Origin of the sequence: Fulvivirga marina (assembly GCF_016775155.1) — a bacterium.
In the GTDB taxonomy this organism is placed as follows: domain Bacteria; phylum Bacteroidota; class Bacteroidia; order Cytophagales; family Cyclobacteriaceae; genus Fulvivirga; species Fulvivirga marina.
Window position 1 is genome coordinate 105,730 of the sequence record NZ_JAEUGD010000031.1, and the last position, 17,681, is coordinate 123,410.

Annotated in this window: 15 protein-coding genes; 4 read left to right on the forward strand and 11 right to left on the reverse strand. The window is 39.0% G+C overall.

The features are described from left to right. Positions 1-12: 12 nt before the first annotated feature. Entirely contained in the window at positions 13-339 is a 327-nt protein-coding gene (locus JMN32_RS09470; RefSeq protein ID WP_202856075.1) for a 2Fe-2S iron-sulfur cluster-binding protein, read from the reverse strand. Between the two features lie 71 nt (positions 340-410). Here JMN32_RS09470 and JMN32_RS09475 point away from each other — a divergent pair, with 71 nt between their 5' ends. Further along, positions 411-1,421 carry a hypothetical protein gene (locus JMN32_RS09475; protein WP_202856076.1) on the forward strand — a complete coding sequence of 337 codons (1,011 nt, stop codon included), beginning with the start codon at positions 411-413 and terminating at the stop codon, positions 1,419-1,421. A 9-nt stretch (positions 1,422-1,430) separates the two neighbouring features. Here the strand turns inward: JMN32_RS09475 and rodA are convergent, their stop codons facing one another. The 9 genes from rodA to JMN32_RS09520 all read right to left on the reverse strand — a co-directional run bounded on the left by rodA (position 1,431) and on the right by JMN32_RS09520 (position 12,753). Further along, positions 1,431-2,702 (reverse strand): rod shape-determining protein RodA, encoded by a 1,272-nt coding sequence (gene rodA / locus JMN32_RS09480; protein ID WP_202856077.1) that lies wholly within the window; start codon positions 2,700-2,702, stop codon positions 1,431-1,433. Then, complete coding sequence (mrdA, locus tag JMN32_RS09485) at positions 2,702-4,513, reverse strand: penicillin-binding protein 2 (protein WP_202856078.1); 1,812 nt, start codon at positions 4,511-4,513, stop codon at positions 2,702-2,704. Before mrdA ends, rodA begins: the two co-directional genes overlap by 1 nt. Further along, positions 4,510-5,031 (reverse strand): Rod shape-determining protein MreD, encoded by a 522-nt coding sequence (locus JMN32_RS09490; RefSeq protein ID WP_238354410.1) that lies wholly within the window; start codon positions 5,029-5,031, stop codon positions 4,510-4,512. The genes mrdA and JMN32_RS09490 overlap by 4 nt, the downstream gene beginning before the upstream one ends. Next, complete coding sequence (gene mreC, locus JMN32_RS09495; RefSeq protein WP_202856079.1) at positions 5,031-5,909, reverse strand: rod shape-determining protein MreC; 879 nt, start codon at positions 5,907-5,909, stop codon at positions 5,031-5,033. The genes JMN32_RS09490 and mreC overlap by 1 nt, the downstream gene beginning before the upstream one ends. Before the next feature lie 59 nt (positions 5,910-5,968). Continuing rightward, positions 5,969-6,994: a rod shape-determining protein gene (locus JMN32_RS09500; RefSeq protein ID WP_202856080.1), complete on the reverse strand. Its 1,026-nt coding sequence runs from the start codon at positions 6,992-6,994 to the stop codon at positions 5,969-5,971. 82 nt (positions 6,995-7,076) lie between these two features. Next, entirely contained in the window at positions 7,077-8,600 is a 1,524-nt protein-coding gene (gene purH / locus JMN32_RS09505) for a bifunctional phosphoribosylaminoimidazolecarboxamide formyltransferase/IMP cyclohydrolase (RefSeq protein ID WP_202856081.1), read from the reverse strand. Positions 8,601-8,687: 87 nt separating this feature from the next. Next, positions 8,688-9,269: a phosphoribosylglycinamide formyltransferase gene (gene purN, locus JMN32_RS09510; protein WP_202856082.1), complete on the reverse strand. Its 582-nt coding sequence runs from the start codon at positions 9,267-9,269 to the stop codon at positions 8,688-8,690. Next, complete coding sequence (locus JMN32_RS09515) at positions 9,266-10,156, reverse strand: geranylgeranylglycerol-phosphate geranylgeranyltransferase (protein WP_202856083.1); 891 nt, start codon at positions 10,154-10,156, stop codon at positions 9,266-9,268. Before JMN32_RS09515 ends, purN begins: the two co-directional genes overlap by 4 nt. A 152-nt stretch (positions 10,157-10,308) precedes the next feature. Then, a complete protein-coding gene (locus tag JMN32_RS09520; protein WP_202856084.1) occupies positions 10,309-12,753 on the reverse strand; it encodes a TonB-dependent receptor in 2,445 nt (814 codons plus the stop codon). A gap of 264 nt (positions 12,754-13,017) precedes the next feature. Here JMN32_RS09520 and JMN32_RS09525 point away from each other — a divergent pair, with 264 nt between their 5' ends. The 3 genes from JMN32_RS09525 to frr all read left to right on the forward strand — a co-directional run bounded on the left by JMN32_RS09525 (position 13,018) and on the right by frr (position 14,898). Further along, entirely contained in the window at positions 13,018-13,512 is a 495-nt protein-coding gene (locus tag JMN32_RS09525; protein ID WP_202856085.1) for an acetyl-CoA carboxylase biotin carboxyl carrier protein subunit, read from the forward strand. A 75-nt stretch (positions 13,513-13,587) separates the two neighbouring features. Further along, positions 13,588-14,292 (forward strand): UMP kinase, encoded by a 705-nt coding sequence (gene pyrH, locus JMN32_RS09530; protein ID WP_155170827.1) that lies wholly within the window; start codon positions 13,588-13,590, stop codon positions 14,290-14,292. A 45-nt stretch (positions 14,293-14,337) separates the two neighbouring features. Beyond that, positions 14,338-14,898 (forward strand): ribosome recycling factor, encoded by a 561-nt coding sequence (gene frr / locus JMN32_RS09535; RefSeq protein ID WP_202856086.1) that lies wholly within the window; start codon positions 14,338-14,340, stop codon positions 14,896-14,898. 112 nt (positions 14,899-15,010) lie between these two features. Here frr and JMN32_RS09540 read toward each other — a convergent pair whose 3' ends face one another. Then, on the reverse strand, positions 15,011-17,629 hold the full coding sequence (locus tag JMN32_RS09540; RefSeq protein WP_202856087.1) for a DUF5686 and carboxypeptidase regulatory-like domain-containing protein: 2,619 nt from the start codon (positions 17,627-17,629) through the stop codon (positions 15,011-15,013). Positions 17,630-17,681: the final 52 nt, after the last annotated feature.

Sequence of the window (17,681 nt, forward strand, 5' to 3'; positions counted from 1 at the left end):
CCGAACTGATTTTCAATCTGAATACTTCATGTGTGGTAATTTACTGGTTTCAGGTACTTTTATTATGATCTCACCTTTTTCTATAATGCACTGGCAGGTTAATCTTTCATTAGCTTTCAGAGCATTCATCTCTGCAAAGCGCTTCTCATGTACGGTAAGGGGGGAAAGGTTTTCTTCACCTTCAAGTATTATTGCCTTACAGGTTGTACACCTGCCTTTACCTCCGCAGGCATGCATCCAGTCAATAAAATTATCCTGAAGCATTTTCAATATTGACACAGACATTTCGTTGCTTGAAATGATTTTGTTATCGAGATTTTTGACAACGATTTTAGGCATATTTACTAACTTTATAGGTGTATTTGCCTGGTAAAGGTATAAACGATAATTGATTAGGGTAATTGAAACGTATGGAAAATAATCTTAATAGTAAGGGAATCGAAGACTATTGCAACAGGTTCTGTGAAGTTATAGCTTCTCAGCATTTTAATAATAACGAAACAATATCAGGGAAAGAGATACTTGAGCTTCAGGAAATAAGGCAGATTAATTTATTCGTAATCAAGTATTTATTATCAGAATGGACAAAGGAAGTCACCAAACTCAAAAGTCCGTACTTCAATTATAATGCTCCAGAAGCTAAAGCTGCATTAAAAGAGTTTATGAATATTCTTTCAAGGCATATCTCTGTAACAAAAGAGCACTTTATGCCTTTGCTAAAGCAAGCCACCAGAGACACTTTACTTCTAGTTTTCTCTCCATATGATTACTACATGCATCTTATTCATGCTCCTGAAACACAGGAATTATCCCTCAAAGAACTCAAAAGAATGTCGAAGTATGTAAAGATCAACAATAATTTACTTCAGGCACTTATAGGTAAAATCGAAGAGCAAGGTCATCAAAGAATCTCTGAAGAGAAAGCCGGAAAGCTGCTTAATGAGGTATTCCACAATATTCAGGAAAGCCCGGCGGATACCGACGAATACCTTGAAGTGTTTTCAAGAGTACTTCCACTTACCGAAGCCATTATTTATGGTGAACCTTCCAAAACAAATGATATTGTCAGTACCAAACAACAACCTCCTGAAGAAAAATCTATAAATGAATTCGTAGAGAATACTGTTTCTACAATTAATGACAAACACTCAATAGAGCATAAACCCACAATTGCAGAAAGTCATCGTAAACAGAAAATCGAAAGCCTGAGAAAACACATCAGCATCAACCAAAGATTTATGTTTATCAATACGCTGTTTTATGGTGACGAAGAAATTTACAACCGTGCCATTGACTATCTGGATAACTGCGAAGATCAGAGATCTGCGTCCCTCTATCTGACTTCCGAATACCCGGAGTGGGACAACGAGAGTGAAGAGGTTGGAGAATTTATGGAGCTTATTGAAAAACGCCTTCCATAGGCGCTTTCTTTATCTTATCAATACCTGCATCCTGTGAGCATCCAGCTTCAGGAAGATAAAAATCAGAATAGTAAACCCTATAAGGGAAGACCCGCCATAGCTAAACATTGGAAGTGGGATACCTATAACAGGAAACAGTCCAATAGTCATTCCGATATTTACAGCAAAGTGGAAAAACAAAATGCAGGCTACACTATATCCATAAACCCTTGCGAAGCGCCATTTCTGCCTTTCTGCTATAAAGATGAGGCGAAGCAGCAAAGTCACAAACAGAGAGATCAAGATAAGGCTTCCTATCCAGCCGTGTTCTTCCCCTATAGTACAAAAGATAAAGTCCGTGCTTTGTTCAGGAACAAAATCAAATTTGGTTTGTGTCCCTTTCAGAAAGCCCTTTCCCGAAAATCCACCGCTACCTATAGCGATTTTGGATTGAGTTACGTTCCAGCCGTATCCCAAGGGGTCCGCATCAGGATTAATAAGTGCTTTGATCCGGTTTTGCTGGTGAGGTTTTAGCACATCTGAAATTACATAGTCAACACTTTTTATCACCCCTGTAACCAAAAGTGCTCCGGCAATGACCAATACTATCCTTTTTGGCGTTCTTTTCCCAAAGAAGATAACAAGTCCAGCAATGGATACTATACCTATATAAAGATACAGGTGATTAGGTACCAATAAGGTTAGAATAAAGATAACCGAAGCGGCTGCACCTAATAAAAGCAGCATGGGGGACATCCCTTCCCTAAAAAAAACAAACAGGAAGATTGAATAAACCATAGCAGTACCGGTGTCGCCCTGCAGCATAATAAGAATAACGGGCAGCCCAATGATCCCAAACAGCACTACCTGATTTTTCATATTATCCATTCTAAACCCACTGGTTCCTATAAATTTGGAAACAGCCAGTGCTGTTGCAAATTTGGCAAACTCCGAAGGCTGGAGTCTGAAAGCTCCTATTTCAAACCATGATTTGGAGCCGGCAACTTCTCTACCAAATACCAGAACGAAAATGAGTAAAAACATTATTCCCCCAAAAATGAAGTAGCCAAAAGTGTCATAAAACTTAAAATCAACAACAAGTATAGTTATAATCAGCACCACTGAGGCAGCAATAAATATCAATTGCCTACCACTGTTTAATGTTGTACTGAATATATTCTGAGCCGCAGACTCATCATAAACCGCTGCATATATATTCAACCACCCCAATATGACAATAAGAAAAAACAATAAAATTGTTACCCAGTCCAACTTGCTTACTATACTATCCGATCTTCTCACTATAAAAACTCTCCTTTCTTCACATATGCCTCTATATGAGGACGCTGAGTCTCTCCTAACAGGTATTTTTCTATCATTAAACTTGCAATTGAAGCCGCAGCTCTGGCACCCTGCCCTGCATCTTCCACATAAACGGAAACTGCTATTTGTGGATTATCCCTGGGAGCAAAAGCTATAAAAACTGAATGGTCAGGCAGTGGATCATTTTGCACAGTTCCTGTTTTCCCACATACCGCTATATCTTTTAATTTTGCCCGATATTGCCCTGTTCCCGACTCTACTACTTTGGCCATAGCCTCAACCGCTATATCAAAGTGCTCAGGAGAAACTGAAGTGTAGTGCTTCTTTGTATACTTAGGAAGCGGTTGGCCTGTTTCTCCAACAGACCTGATCAAGTGAGGGATATAATAGAACCCTCTATTGGCTACAGTAGCAGCAAAATTTGCCATTTGAAGAGGTACTACAAGGTTTTCTCCCTCTCCGATTGCAATAGAATAAATATTAGAATATTTCCACAACCTGTTATTATATGCCCGGTCATAATATGACACACTAGGTACCATCCCTGACTTTTCATTAGGCAGGTCAATCCCTAACGGCGATCCTAAGCCAAAGCTTTCTATATGCTTGTGCCACTTAGCCAGGCCTATACGCGTATCTTCATAAGTATCCTGAGAAATCTCCTGGTTTACAACACGCTTCATTACGGTATAAAAATATGGATTGCACGAGTGCTTAATAGCCCCCACAAGATCTTCAAATGAATGTGGACCGTGACAACCAATTATACCCCTGTTGCAAGCTATTCTGGTATGCCTGTTCACTACCCCTTCTTCCAGTGCCACCATCGCCTGAACAATTTTAAAAATTGAACCTGGGCGATACTGCGCCATTAATGGCCGGTTGAACAGCGGCTTAAGAGTATCTGCGCTTATGGTAGCGAAGTTCGTACTATAGTTTTTACCGGTAAGCCGACTGGGATCATAAGAAGGGCCTGACACAATCGATAATATTTCACCGGAAGCTGGTTCTATAGCCACGATACTACCTGCCTTACCTTCCATCAGTTCCTCACCATATCGCTGTAGGTCGATATCAACAGTGGTTATCAGATTCTCCCCAGCAATGGCAAGTGTATCATATTTACCTCCTTCAAAATCTCCCTTTTCAATACCTCTTACATTTCTGATCTTAAACTTAACTCCCCTTTTACCTCTAAGTTGCTTTTCATAAAAAGCCTCTATACCACTTTGACCAATGTAATCGCCTTGTCTATAGTAATTAAGTGTATCTCTATCCAACTGCCTTTGATTGATTTCACTAACATATCCTAGTGCATTAGCCATAACCGGATATGCATATGCTCTGGTAGTTCTGGCCTGAATATCAAAGCCAGGAAAATCAACCAGATAGTCTTCAACCCTGGCCAAATCAGTATTTGAAAGTTGCTTAATAAAGGTATTAGGTTTAACGTACGAAAAGCCCTTAGTTTTAGACATCTTCTCATACTTGGCTTTAAACTCCTTAGGAGTAATATTGAAAAGCTCACAAAAATGAATTGTATCCAACCTGGTAACTTCCTTGGGAGTTACAGTTAAGTCATATTGCGGAGTATTGTACACAATGAGCTTTCCATTTCTGTCATAGATCAAGCCCCGGTACGGATATTCCACTATCCGGTGAATAATGTTACTTGTTGCAGCCTGAGCATATTTATCATCCAACACCTGAATGGAAAACAGTTTGATCAGAAAGATCATCGCAACGACAATCACAATCAACTGAATTACATTCTTCCGTGAATCATTCATAGTCCTCTCCTCTTATTGTAAAACAGGTATTGCGTAATCAGGATAACGGCGTAAGTAAACCACGTACTAAAAAATGCTTTAGATAAAGTAAAACCAAACAATCCGAAGCCAGCAGACTCCACAAAAAACAACACACAGTGGTGAAGGAAAATGAGTGGCAAAGTATAAAAACTAAACCATTGCCAGCCATTTAACCTAACCGTAGGCATCGATCCGGTGTCATAGCCACCCTGCGGAGTTAGCAGGTTAAGCCAGTAGTTCCTTACAAACATTATAAACACACAAGCGGCTGCATGAATTCCCAGGCTATCGTAAAAAATATCAACAGATATGCCCAGAATAAAGCTCAGAATCATCAGTGTAAGCACACCAGTCTCCACAGGTAACACAAGTAGAAAGGCTATATATAGAAAGCAAAATGATTTATCAAATAGGACCAGATTTTTAAGCAGGAGAACCTGTATTAGCACATACAGAAAGAAAGAAATGATTTGTAATATTAGTCTCCTGTTTAGCATTAAAATTTCTCCGCGTTAATTTCCAAAGAATCTTGTTCAGTTTTCAGGCTGTTTTTGATGAGATACACATAAGAAAGTTCGTTTAGGTCACTAGCCAGCGATATGGTAATATCGTAAAAAAGCGCATCCTCACGAACCTCTACATCTTTAACTACACCCACAGGTATCCCTTCCGGAAATATTGCATTGTAACCCGAGGTAACTATTGTATCGTTTACAAGGGGTTTTACATGCCGGGGCACATACATCAACTGGGCAGCGTAAGGGTCAACACCTGCCCATTTCACGGTAGCCAGGTCTCCGGTTCTTTTTATTTTTGCTGAAATCAAAACATCCCCATGTAATATCGAAGTGATTACTGCAAAGTGTTTTGACACAATTTTAACTTTCCCTACCACTCCGTCGTTACCAATAACTCCAAAACCTGGTTCAACACCATCAACTGCCCCCTTGTTAATAGTTATATAGTTATTAAACCTCCTCGTGGAATTATTTATAACCTTTGCGCTGAAGTATTCATATTTTTTTACAACTGTACTATCGGTTTCAGGAATGGTGACACTGTCTGTTTTTGCTAAGGAGCTATCTTTAACATGGGAAATTTGTATCTCAACAAGTCTCTGATTGAGTTGTTCTAGACGTTCCTTTAAACCTGCATTTTCCTGAGCGAGATCTGCATTAACTCTTGCCAGCCCAAAGTAATCAGAAATATTGCCTGATGACTGTAATAAACCTGCTGCCAACCTATTGGAAGAGTTAAAAAATTTAGCTCCCTGATAATTGTTGTTTTGTATAATGAACCAACTACAAATTATCTCCAGGAAAAGGAATGTCAAGAACGCTCTGTATTGATAAAGAAACAGAAATAATCTTTGCATTTACCCCTTGTTGATTCGAAGTCAAAAATTTAGTTAGCCTAACTACAAAACAATGACTATTACGTCATTAATACTGCTTTAAATGAATTCAGATTTTTAAGTGCATGTCCTGTACCTCTTACAACAGCCCTTAATGGATCTTCTGCTACGTGAATGGGTAATTTAGTTTTTAATGCCAGACGCTTATCCAAACCACGAAGCAAAGCTCCTCCACCTGTCAGGTGGATACCATTATCATAAATATCTGCCGATAGCTCAGGAGGAGAGATCTCCAAAGCCTTAAGCACAGCTTCTTCAATTTTAGAAACCGACTTGTCAAGTGCAAATGCTATCTCGGAATAAGAGATCTTAATTACTTTAGGAATGCCTGTCATTAGATCCCGCCCCCTAATTTCGTAATCCTCAGGGCCATCATCCAACTCTGTAAGCGCTGACCCTACCTCAATCTTCACTTTCTCTGCAGACCTTTCTCCTATCAAAAGGTTATGCTGCCTTCTCATGTAGTCCAGGATGTCACGGTTAAAGGTATCACCTGCAACTCTGATTGACTGGTCGCAAACAATTCCTGAAAGTGCAATAACAGCAATTTCAGTTGTTCCTCCTCCGATATCCACAATCATGGATCCTACTGGTTGTTCGATGTCGATTCCTATACCTATTGCAGCTGCAATAGGCTCATGTATCATATAAACTTCCTTAGCACCGGCGTGCTCAGCCGAGTCACGTACCGCTCTCTTTTCAACTTCAGTAATGCCTGATGGGATACAAATTACCATACGGTGTGATGAAGGGAATATCCTCTTACCGCTATCAATCATTTTGATCATTCCCCTGATCATATGCTCTGCAGCATGGAAATCAGCAATCACACCATCCTTCAATGGACGTATAGTCTTGATATTCTCATGAGTTTTCTCATGCATCTGCATTGCCTCTCTACCTATAGCCAATACCTTGTTGGTATTTTTATCTATGGCTATTATGGAAGGCTCATCTACTACTATCTTGTCTTTATGTATGATTAGGGTGTTAGCTGTACCGAGGTCAATGGCTATATCACTAGAAAAAAAATCGAACAATCCCATGTTATGTTGTCAAATGGTTAGGCTTATCAATAAGTGGAAATTTACAAATTTGTTTCTTTTTAACTTGCAAAATTACATTTTTTTAATGTTTGAAATGGCGTATTCCGGTAAATACCATAGCCATATTGTTTTTATCACAAAAATCAATGGAATCCTGATCTTTAATAGAACCACCAGGCTGAATTACTGATACTATTCCTTCACCGTGAGCGATCTCTACGCAGTCAGGAAAAGGGAAGAAAGCATCAGACGCCATCACTGCACCATTAAGATCAAAACCAAAAGTCTTGGCTTTGTGAATTGCCTGCTTCAAGGCATCAACCCTCGAGGTCTGCCCTACGCCACTAGCCATCAATTGACCATCTTTTACCAAAACAATAGTGTTAGACTTAGTGTGTTTAGCCACTTTGCTCGCAAAGATCAAGGCAGATTTTTCATCTTCAGTAGGAGCCTTTTGGGTCACTACCTTAAGGTCCTCCAACGTATCAGTTTTCAAATCTCTGTCTTGCTCTATTACTCCATTAAGCAAGCTTTTATATTGTTTTTTGGTATTCAGTTTATACTGTTGCTTTAGTATAATCCTATTCTTCTTTTGCTTCAATACCTCTAAAGCATCCTCAGTAAAGTCGGGAGCAATTAATATCTCAAAGAACAAAGAATGCATAGCCTCTGCTGCGTCTTTATCCACCACTTTATTCGTAATCAATACTCCTCCAAAAGCTGAAATCGTATCAGCGGCAAAAGCCCTGTCATAAGCCTCTTTTACCGTGCTACCAGTAGCTACTCCACAAGCATTAGTATGTTTCAGTATAGCAAAAGCGGTATCATCAAACTCTTCGATTAACGAAACAGCGGCATCAATGTCAACCAGGTTGTTGTAAGAAATTTCTTTACCATTCAGTTTCTCCAGCATCGAATCCAAGTCACCGTAGAACGCCCCTTCCTGGTGAGGGTTTTCGCCATACCTAAGCGTCTTTTTATCTCGATGGCTTTGTTTGAAACTACCTACATCCCCATTTCCATTGAAATGATTAAAGATAGCAGAGTCATAATGAGAGCTCATATCAAAAGCTTTGGCTGCAAACAGTTTCCTATCAGCTAGCTCTGTTGCCCCTCCCTTCTCTCTCAACATTTGCTCAACATCGGCATATTGCTCTCGAGACGATACGATTAGTACATCTTTAAAATTTTTGGCTGCAGCTCTAATCAAAGAGATACCACCAATATCAATTTTCTCAATAATATCCTGCTCAGATGCCCCCGAAGCAACCGTCTCTTCGAAAGGATAAAGATCAACAATTACTAAATCAATGCTGGGTATTTCAAACTCATCTGCCTGTTTCTGGTCATCAGCCAACTCCCTTCTGTATAGGATCCCTCCAAACACTTTAGGGTGCAATGTTTTTACACGTCCTCCGAATATTGAAGGGTAACTGGTCAAGTCCTCAACAGCTGTTACCTCCACACCAAGATCCTCAATAAACTTCTGAGTACCCCCTGTTGAAAAAATCTGTACATCATTTTGCGCAAGTAACTTAACTATCGGTTCGAGGTTATCCTTGTAATAAACTGATATTAAGGCCGATTTGATCTTCTTTAAAGACATGAGTTTTAATTAGTATTGAGCGTTAACTAACTCCCTGACCCAGCTCTTTTTATAGCTCAGGGTATGAAAAAATTTCAAGCTGCAAAATTATAAATTTTTAATTGAATTATTAATCACAGATTCTATTACCTGCGGATAATGTTGGTATTCTAACTGATGAACCTTATCAGCTACAATCTCAGGAGTATCTTCTTCGGCAACAGGGCACTTAGCCTGAAATATTATTTCCCCCTCATCGTACTTTTTATTGACATAATGAATACTGATACCTGTCTCTGCTTCACCTGCAGATTTCACGGCCTGATGTACCCTATCACCATACATCCCCTTACCTCCAAACTTTGGAAGTAAGGCAGGGTGAATATTGATGATCCTGTCTGGATAGGCATCTACCAAATTACCCGGAACCAGCAAAAGAAAACCTGCCAGAACAACAAAATCGATTTCATGCTCTTTCAAAATAGAGAGCACCTTATCGGTACTCATCAAGTCTTCTCTACCAAAGATCACAGCTGGCACCTGAAGTCTCTTTGCCCTTTCCAGCACATAGGCTTCAGGGTTATTGGTAAGTATTAAACTCACCTCTATTTGGGCATTACCCTTAAAGTATTCGATGATTCTTTCAGCATTGGAGCCGCTCCCCGAGGCAAAAATGGCAATTTTGGTCATATTATTTTATTAAACAGGATCATGCTCAATATCCCAAGAAACATGATCAATTTGCAATAGTTACTTAAATAGCTTAAGTCCTTAATAGTGTCAGCTCTGGAAAGCTTGTAAGCTAAAAAGCTCAATGGCACAACCAACAACAAACAAAAAAGAGTTACCTCTTTCCCTACAAAAATATAAGCTAAAAAGCACTGCCCTATAAAAAAGGCGAGTGACAATATATAAACAACATTCTTTGTCTTTCTTAACCCATACACCACGGGTAAAGTCCTGCACCCAAAGGTGGCGTCTCCTTTCAGATCTTCCATATCCTTAATGATCTCTCTGATAAGCGTAAATACAAAAGCAAAAAGTGCATAAGCTACTACCAACAGGTTACCTGACCGGAAAAGAATTTCAACAATATAAATGGATAACCCTGTAAGAATCGCCACAACAAAATTCCCTATAAAGGGCATCCTTTTTAACTGATTGGAGTATAGCCAAAGCAAGAGTGCCGAAGTAAAGTTTATAATTCCTATTTCCCATGAGAGCAAAAATCCCAGCCCAATACCTGTAAAATTTAGCACTGTGTGCGCTACCATAGCTACACGCCTCTTCAATACCTTACCCACTACCACCCTATGTGGTTTGTTAATCAGATCAATCTTAACATCATAATAATCATTTATAATGTAGCCCGCTGCAGCAACCAGCACCGAAGATAGCGACAGCAAAAACAGTTCATGGCTAGCCAAATAGTAACTTATACTTCTCTCGGCTCTTATCAGAAATAAGGCCGTGAAATATTGTGCAAACACAATGATCCATAAATTCCAAAACCGGGTAAGCTGTATAAACCCTGACAAGGAAAAGTTATTCGGTCTATAACGTGAGGATGATTCCATCAGGATAAGCTTTTGCCCTGCAAAGGTAAATCCTGACAAGTACTATTACAATAGATAGGCCGTTAGACCCTGCGAAGTTTTTGTTGAAGCATGCAGCGGCCCCGTACCTACAAAATTTTCACTTGTTTCAAAAGCCTTAGGCCTGAATAACCTTAGAACCTCAATGCTACTGAAGCTAGAAAGTTTCTGGTAGCCTGTGGGTAATAATAATTTTCTCTTACAACATAATCAGCTCCACCCTGATAGCCAAATGTATAACCGTTTGAAGCATACAACTCATCAAACACATTATTTACCTGAAAAGTAAAGGCTATATCCTTAATAAGGTCTGTATGTATTGTATACATCAACCTCAGGTCATTCACAAAATAAGCATCTAAAGATCGGTTATCATTTGATGTGTTATCCAGGTATTGCTTACCCACATATTTGGACAGCACGGATAGCTCAAGCCCCCTGATTGGAATGAATGTAATTTGAGAACCTGCTATAATATTAGGTGAGAATGCAATATCAGTATCTTTATATTTATTCTCTATGATGTTGTATTCATCAAAAGCAGGTCCATAATCGTATATAACTTCTCTGAATGAACCTATTTTATTCTGGCTAAACGTAGCATTAGCCATCACCCTCAACCAATCCAGTAGATATACTCGTCCTTGTATTTCAACACCTGTTCTATAGCTATTCCGTACATTAGTTCTCAGAGCACTACCCACGTCGTTGAGTTCTCCTGTTAATACTAGTTGATTTTCATAATCCATTAAATAATAGTTGGCCTGAATTTGATAACCAGAAGTATTCCTTCTAAAGCCGACTTCAAGGTTTCGCAAAGTTTCATGCTCGGGCCTGGATGGAGAATCTATAAAATCACTACGCACCGGCTCTCTATTAGCTATACTGTACGAAGCATAAATATTACTACTTGCATCTAGTGTATATACAAACCCAAATTTCGGATTGAAGAAATCATATTTAGCTGATAAACCTAAAAGCCTTTGATCATTATCAAGCCCGGCAACATTATATTTTACATTACGGTATTGCAGATCACCAAAGGCACTCAATTTTTCTATTAACTGGTAGTTAACTTTCATAAATACATTAAAGTCATTTTTATCCCCAGTATTGTCATAATACCTTTGCTCAATGGAAGTACCCTGAGCAAACTCAGCCCATATGATCTCTCCAAAGTGATCCCCTTTATATATGTTATAAGCCCCCCCTAATACAGCATTCAAACGCTTGCTTTGGTAATCAAGTGAATAAGTGAAGCCATAAAAATCATTGTCTAGCCATCTTCTTCTGATCAGGTCAGTGGAGGTGATAGTAGTATCTCCAATAGTTAGGTTCGGCAGACCATATTCCTCAAAATCATCACCCTCCCTAAATTGCTCATAGTACCCTCTCCCATGAGTATAGTGCAAAGATATGTTAGCCGCAAAGTCAGACATTAATTGCTGAGACAAATGCAATTGATAATGGTCTTGTTGGTAGTCATCAACCTCATCTTCATACATATACCAGTTAAATGTTCTCCCTGAAGTTCGAAGATTTTCTGCCTGCGCATCACTTACTCCATTATTGGTAATTACAGCTTCTATACCTTCAATATCATTTTCCAGAACAGCCTCTGGCGTACCGTACCATGATTGGTAGGTACGCTCTTTACCTCCGAACACCAGAGCTTTAACCAAAGTGGTTTTACCATAAAAGCCACCAGACAAATAATAAGAATTCAAATCGGAGGTTGCCCTGTCTATATACCCGTCAGACGCAATTTTTGATAATCGCCCATTGAAAGTCCACTTGTCATCAATCAGGCCTGTACCAAAACCCAGTGTATGTCTCCTGGTATCGAACGAACCAAAGGAATTGATCAATTCTCCATAGGGTTTTGCCTGCTTGATGTTGGTTTGCAAGTTGATAGTACCTCCAAAAGCTCCCGCGCCATTAGTAGAGGTACCCACTCCACGTTGTATCTGTATATTTTCTGTTGACGATGCTATATCCGGAATATCCACCCAGAAAACTCCTTGAGACTCGCTATCATTGAGTGGCACTCCGTTAATGGTCACATTTATTCTCGTCGCATCACTTCCTCGTATCCTTAATCCGGTATACCCAACTCCTGCCCCCGCATCCGAGGTGGTAACCAAAGAGGGCGTCCAATTAAGTACAAATGGAAGGTCCTGCCCCAGGTTATTATCTTCAATTTCCTCTCTATTTACTACAGTAAAAGTAGTCGGGGTTTTATCATTTGCCCTGGTAGCTGAAACTATCACCTCATCTGTCATATAAACATCGGGGGTTAAAGCTACTTCCAAACTCTCATTATCCGTTATATTCAGCTTCTGTTCATGAGTATTATACCCTATGAAAGTTACCTTTAATAAATAATCACCAGCATTAACCTTCTCAAACTGAAACAAACCATCCGCACCTACAGGCACTACTCTTTCTCCCAAAAACACATTGGCAGCCGGGAGCACCTCTCCGGTTTCAGCATCTTTAACCGTACCCTTAACAACAAATTGTCCGTGAGTAACATAAGACAACATCAGCAATGAAGCCGCGATAAACAATACCTTCATCTTGAACTTTAATTATTCTGTTAACTAAACCCGAAACAGGGGGTTCCCGGATCAATTTTAACATACCTCCCTACGCCAGCATTACCCGGATCAGGTTTCAACTCATCAATTCTCAGAGTCGTGGGTATAATCTCAGCCCTTGTATTTAGGCACCCCTATTTACTTGTAAAGGTACCAAAAAGTGGTTATTATCTCAAATAATGATAAATTCGTCAGGTAAAACCGCAGAGCAATTTTATCTTTGGCCCTATAGCCTAATAAATTATGTATAAAGTAAACGTTAACAACAATAGTTTTGAAGTAAAGCTTAAGGACGGTCAGATAGAGATTGATGACCAGTCTTTTGAGTGGGACATTGCCAAGATTAACGATCAGTCATACCACATCATTAAAGACAACAGTTCATACAGGGCTGAAATTGTTGAAGCTGACTTAAAGAATAAAAATGTCACACTGAAGATCAACGGCAATAAGTACGATATAGAGCTTAAGGATAAGTTTGATCTACTTCTTGAAAAACTTGGCATGGATGTATCTGCTTCTGCACAGATGAATGATGTTAAGGCACCGATGCCCGGGTTGATCTTTGAAATTCAGGTATCCGAGGGAGATGAAGTAAAAAAAGGGGATTCAATAATGATACTGGAAGCCATGAAAATGGAGAATGTTATCAAGGCTGGTGGTGATGGAGTAGTGAAGTCAGTGAAGGTTAAAAAAGGGGATAGCGTAGAAAAAAATCAGGTGTTGGTCCAATTTTAATAATCACCCCTGAAATATTCATTTATCCCTGTTATATTTGCAGCAATTTAAACTAAAATAATCTTCCTACTTTCAATGAGATATAAACGAATATTACTGAAGCTTAGTGGTGAATCTTTAATGGGATCTGGACAGTATGGCATAGACCCTAACAGACTGCTGCAATATGCAAATGAAATTAAAGCGGTAAAAGAAAAAGGGGTTGAAATTGCCATTGTTATTGGTGGTGGAAACATCTTCAGAGGTGTAATGGCAGAAGCTGCAGGTATAGAAAGGGTGCAGGGAGATTATATGGGCATGTTAGCCACTGTAATCAATGGCATGGCTCTACAAAGTGCTCTTGAAGGCGTCGGACTTTACACCAGGCTAATGTCTGGTATAAAAATGGAGCAGGTTTGTGAACCATTTATCAGAAGAAGAGCTATCAGACACTTGGAAAAGGGAAGGATCGTAATTTTCGGCGCCGGTATTGGTAACCCGTACTTCACCACTGACTCTACAGCAAGCCTCAGGGCAATAGAAATTCAAGCTGATGTGGTACTAAAAGGAACCCGCGTTGATGGTGTATACACTGCTGACCCTGAAAAAGACCCTACCGCCGAAAGGTACTCAGAGCTATCATTTCAAGAGGCATATGAAAGGAACCTTAACATCATGGATATGACAGCCTTCACTTTGTGTCAGGAAAACAACCTGCCTATTATTGTATTTGATATGAATAAACCGGATAACCTGCTGAATATTCTTCATGGCGAAAATGCCGGTACTTTGATAACCTAACTTTCACCTATTTCTTATACTTAGAAAGATAATCTAGACAAAACCATGGAAGAAATAAACATGTACCTTGACGAGGCCAAGGATTTAATGAATAAAGCTATTAAGCACGTAAGCAGTGAATTGGTAAAAATCCGAGCGGGTAAAGCAACTCCAAGCATGCTGGAAGGGTTAATGGTAGTTTATTACGGAAACCCAACCCCAATTAATCAGGTAGCATCTGTTACCACTCCTGATGCCCGGACACTGATGATCAAACCGTGGGAAAAGAATGTAATTCCTGAAATTGAAAAGGCTATCATTAACAGCGACCTCGGTCTTAACCCTCAAAACGATGGGGAGCAAGTGATTATCAATGTACCACAGTTGACAGAAGAGAGAAGGGTTACACTAGTAAAACAGGCTAAGCATGAAGGAGAACAAGGCAAGATCAGCGTCCGAAATATAAGAAAAGAAACTAATGACAACCTTAAGCAACTTCAAAAAGATGGAGTTTCTGAGGATGAGATTAAAAGAGCCGAAGATAAAGTCCAGGCTTTAACTGATGAATTCAATAAGAAAATTGATGAAATTCTAGTTAAAAAGGAATCCGAGATAATGACGGTTTAATATTAGTATTTGAAATATTAAACTTAAATACTTGACTTAAAAGCCACTATAGTGGCTTTTTTATTTCCTGTATTCAACGCTGTTCAATAAGCCATTGACTCCCTAAGTTAATCTAAAAAATATCATCAAAATTGGTAGCAATACCAATCCTCACACCAAAATCCTGATATTTCCCATCATAAAAAGAGGTGACTGCTTCTAGCCTGAATACGCGTAAAATATAGTTTATACCATAGCCTAATTCAGTATACCCCGAACTGGTTGTTACATTATTGATCAGATGGTTAACGAAAAAGCTTTCTCTAACTCCTGATAGTCTGACCAAAGGCATTCTGGTAATCAAAAACTTACGGAATTGATAATGCAAGTTTCCTGAAAAATACTCTTCATTAGTACTAAAGGTATAGTAGTCAAGCATTCTGAAACTACCAACGGGGTCAGTAGTTACAAACGGCGTCCTATTTCCAAGAAAATGCTTATAATCCATAAAATACATTTTATCATTATTAAGAAATGTACCAGCTCTGAGCATAACATCCACGTGACCTCGTATACCAATGTTGAACCCATATTTAAAGTCCAGCTCAACCATATCGTAATCAACTTCACTATCAAATGTTGAAATACCCTTTATATAACTTAGTTGAATAATGGGTGAAGATTTATCAATTGCAGATTTCTTCCCATTATAAATCTTGTACTTTACCCATGGCTTGTACACAAAATTCACCTCGGCAGTTAGCGCTCTATGCTCTTGAAATGTGGTCATCGGAATAGACAGACTTAGGGGAGCATTAGCTGTAAAACCATCGCCTTCAATATCAAAAAACCTATAATCAGTATTATTGAATAACTCTCTACGCTCGGCCATTTGCATATTCAAACTCATGTTCAGCTTACTATTGATTTTCTTTTTATAAGAAAATTCAAGAAAGTCCTTCTCATAGATTTTCATATAATTTCGCTCCAGAAACAGAGTCATAAATGTATTAACATACCGGTTTATTGGTTCATCATTATTAAACTGGTTGATGTACCTTCCAAAGGTAAGTACTATATCGCTTCGATTGTCAAAATCCCCAAAACCATAGCCCAGATCAAATTTCCCTGAAAGCTTTTCTCTTGCAAATGCATAACGTACGGTAGGCTTCAGACTTAACCAATTCTTGTTATCAAATGTTTTTGTAAAAGAAATTGCATAATCAACATTAAAGCCTTCTACAGTATTATAGTTAGTACCTAAAAGTGGGGTATGAATCCGCAGATGTGTTTTATCTGCAATCTTATATGTGTTACCAATAACAATATCCTGAATATGAAAGCCTTTACGTTTGGTTGTTTTTAATGTATCTCCCTCTCGCTCCAACTTTTCGATATTGGCCAAACTATCAGCTGTTGCATACCCTTTCTTCTCAGCCTGAGTCAACGGCACTGGCCTTATGTTTGCCCAAAAGCTTGAATCCTGCTCATAGGCGAGTGTATCAACCTTGAAGGTCCGGTTCGATATAATATCAGGCTCCTTTTGCTGCTTAAGCTCCATTTTCTCATATGCCCTCATAATTTTTCTCAATTGCTTCCTCGTCACCTCCTTCCCCGAAGTAAGCATCTCCTGTATCTCACTAGTCTCTTCGTTTTTGACCTGTTGTTCCAACTTACCAGCTAAATCCTCCTCAACTTTTTCATCTATCACCGCTATTTCCAAATCCAGATCGGGATTGATCTCTATCTTATAGTCACTCACTGTAGCCAGGTAATTACCCATAAACTCAAACCCCAGCACTTTCCCTTTAACATAAAACTTATGGGTGACAGGCAGCCATACATTTTTCTCCACCGGCTCATAGGTTTGCTCAATACGGAAATTTACTCCAAGCTTCGTTACTTTAAGGTCAAGACTATAAATACTCCAGTAATCCTCAACAATATTGATATAACCTTCAAAAACATTATCCCCTCTGGAGCGTGGAATAACTTTTATTTTGCTCACTTCAAAACCCTGATCTCTATAAGTACCATCATAAACAAACCTATAGTAAGAAAAGGCTTTAGGGGATAAGGGGGAAACTGACTTAGCCACCTCAGGTTCATAAAAAGACCCATTTACATAGGCATTCGGATCAGTATTATTATCATCACCTTGGGTATAAATAGAAATCACCTTCTCATTATATATATTAGGTCTGACATACTCTATATCACTAACAGATTCCGTAATAAATACCCGATCAGGATCAAACCCCTCTTTTTCCATGGCTCCTTTCATAAAAAAAGGGTAATCTATTAATTGCCCTGTACCTTTGATATATACCCTTGCGGTATATCGATCTACTTGCTGTGTATGAAACTTACTTTTGGCAATAGCCTTTCGCATAATGGTATACGCTGGGTCCTCCTTACCTGCCAGTATTTCAATATCCTTGAGCAGCATTACCTGCGTACGAAGCACTACATTCAGTTCAATAAAATCTTCGTTAACCTGAACTTCCTTTAACAGTGATTCGTAACCTACATATTGAAAAATAATTTGATAATTCCCGGGAGCTAGTTGAATTTCGTAGTATGCTTCAGCATTGGTGGTAGTTCCCGTACCGATTTCCTTCACATATATTGTAGCAAATGATAATAGTTCTCCATCGTCCCCTTTAACTACACCTCTCACACCTCCTGCATGAGCCAAAACTGTACTGAAAAAACATAACACTAACAGTACAAGCAGATGTTTACACTTCATGAAATTTATTTTGATATCAGAATACTAAGCAATGACGAGATACAAGAAATAA

What these genes read in the sequence shown, in the direction of transcription:
- JMN32_RS09470 (WP_202856075.1), bottom strand. Translation starts at nt 339, where the DNA reads ATGCCTAAAATCGTTGTCAAAAATCTCGATAACAAAATCATTTCAAGC.
- JMN32_RS09475 (WP_202856076.1), top strand. Translation starts at nt 411, where the DNA reads ATGGAAAATAATCTTAATAGTAAGGGAATCGAAGACTATTGCAACAGG.
- mrdA (WP_202856078.1), bottom strand. Translation starts at nt 4,513, where the DNA reads ATGAATGATTCACGGAAGAATGTAATTCAGTTGATTGTGATTGTCGTT.
- JMN32_RS09490 (WP_238354410.1), bottom strand. Translation starts at nt 5,031, where the DNA reads ATGCTAAACAGGAGACTAATATTACAAATCATTTCTTTCTTTCTGTAT.
- mreC (WP_202856079.1), bottom strand. Translation starts at nt 5,909, where the DNA reads ATGCAAAGATTATTTCTGTTTCTTTATCAATACAGAGCGTTCTTGACA.
- JMN32_RS09500 (WP_202856080.1), bottom strand. Translation starts at nt 6,994, where the DNA reads ATGGGATTGTTCGATTTTTTTTCTAGTGATATAGCCATTGACCTCGGT.
- purH (WP_202856081.1), bottom strand. Translation starts at nt 8,600, where the DNA reads ATGTCTTTAAAGAAGATCAAATCGGCCTTAATATCAGTTTATTACAAG.
- purN (WP_202856082.1), bottom strand. Translation starts at nt 9,269, where the DNA reads ATGACCAAAATTGCCATTTTTGCCTCGGGGAGCGGCTCCAATGCTGAA.
- JMN32_RS09515 (WP_202856083.1), bottom strand. Translation starts at nt 10,156, where the DNA reads ATGGAATCATCCTCACGTTATAGACCGAATAACTTTTCCTTGTCAGGG.
- JMN32_RS09520 (WP_202856084.1), bottom strand. Translation starts at nt 12,753, where the DNA reads ATGAAGGTATTGTTTATCGCGGCTTCATTGCTGATGTTGTCTTATGTT.
- JMN32_RS09525 (WP_202856085.1), top strand. Translation starts at nt 13,018, where the DNA reads ATGTATAAAGTAAACGTTAACAACAATAGTTTTGAAGTAAAGCTTAAG.
- pyrH (WP_155170827.1), top strand. Translation starts at nt 13,588, where the DNA reads ATGAGATATAAACGAATATTACTGAAGCTTAGTGGTGAATCTTTAATG.
- frr (WP_202856086.1), top strand. Translation starts at nt 14,338, where the DNA reads ATGGAAGAAATAAACATGTACCTTGACGAGGCCAAGGATTTAATGAAT.
- JMN32_RS09540 (WP_202856087.1), bottom strand. Translation starts at nt 17,629, where the DNA reads ATGAAGTGTAAACATCTGCTTGTACTGTTAGTGTTATGTTTTTTCAGT.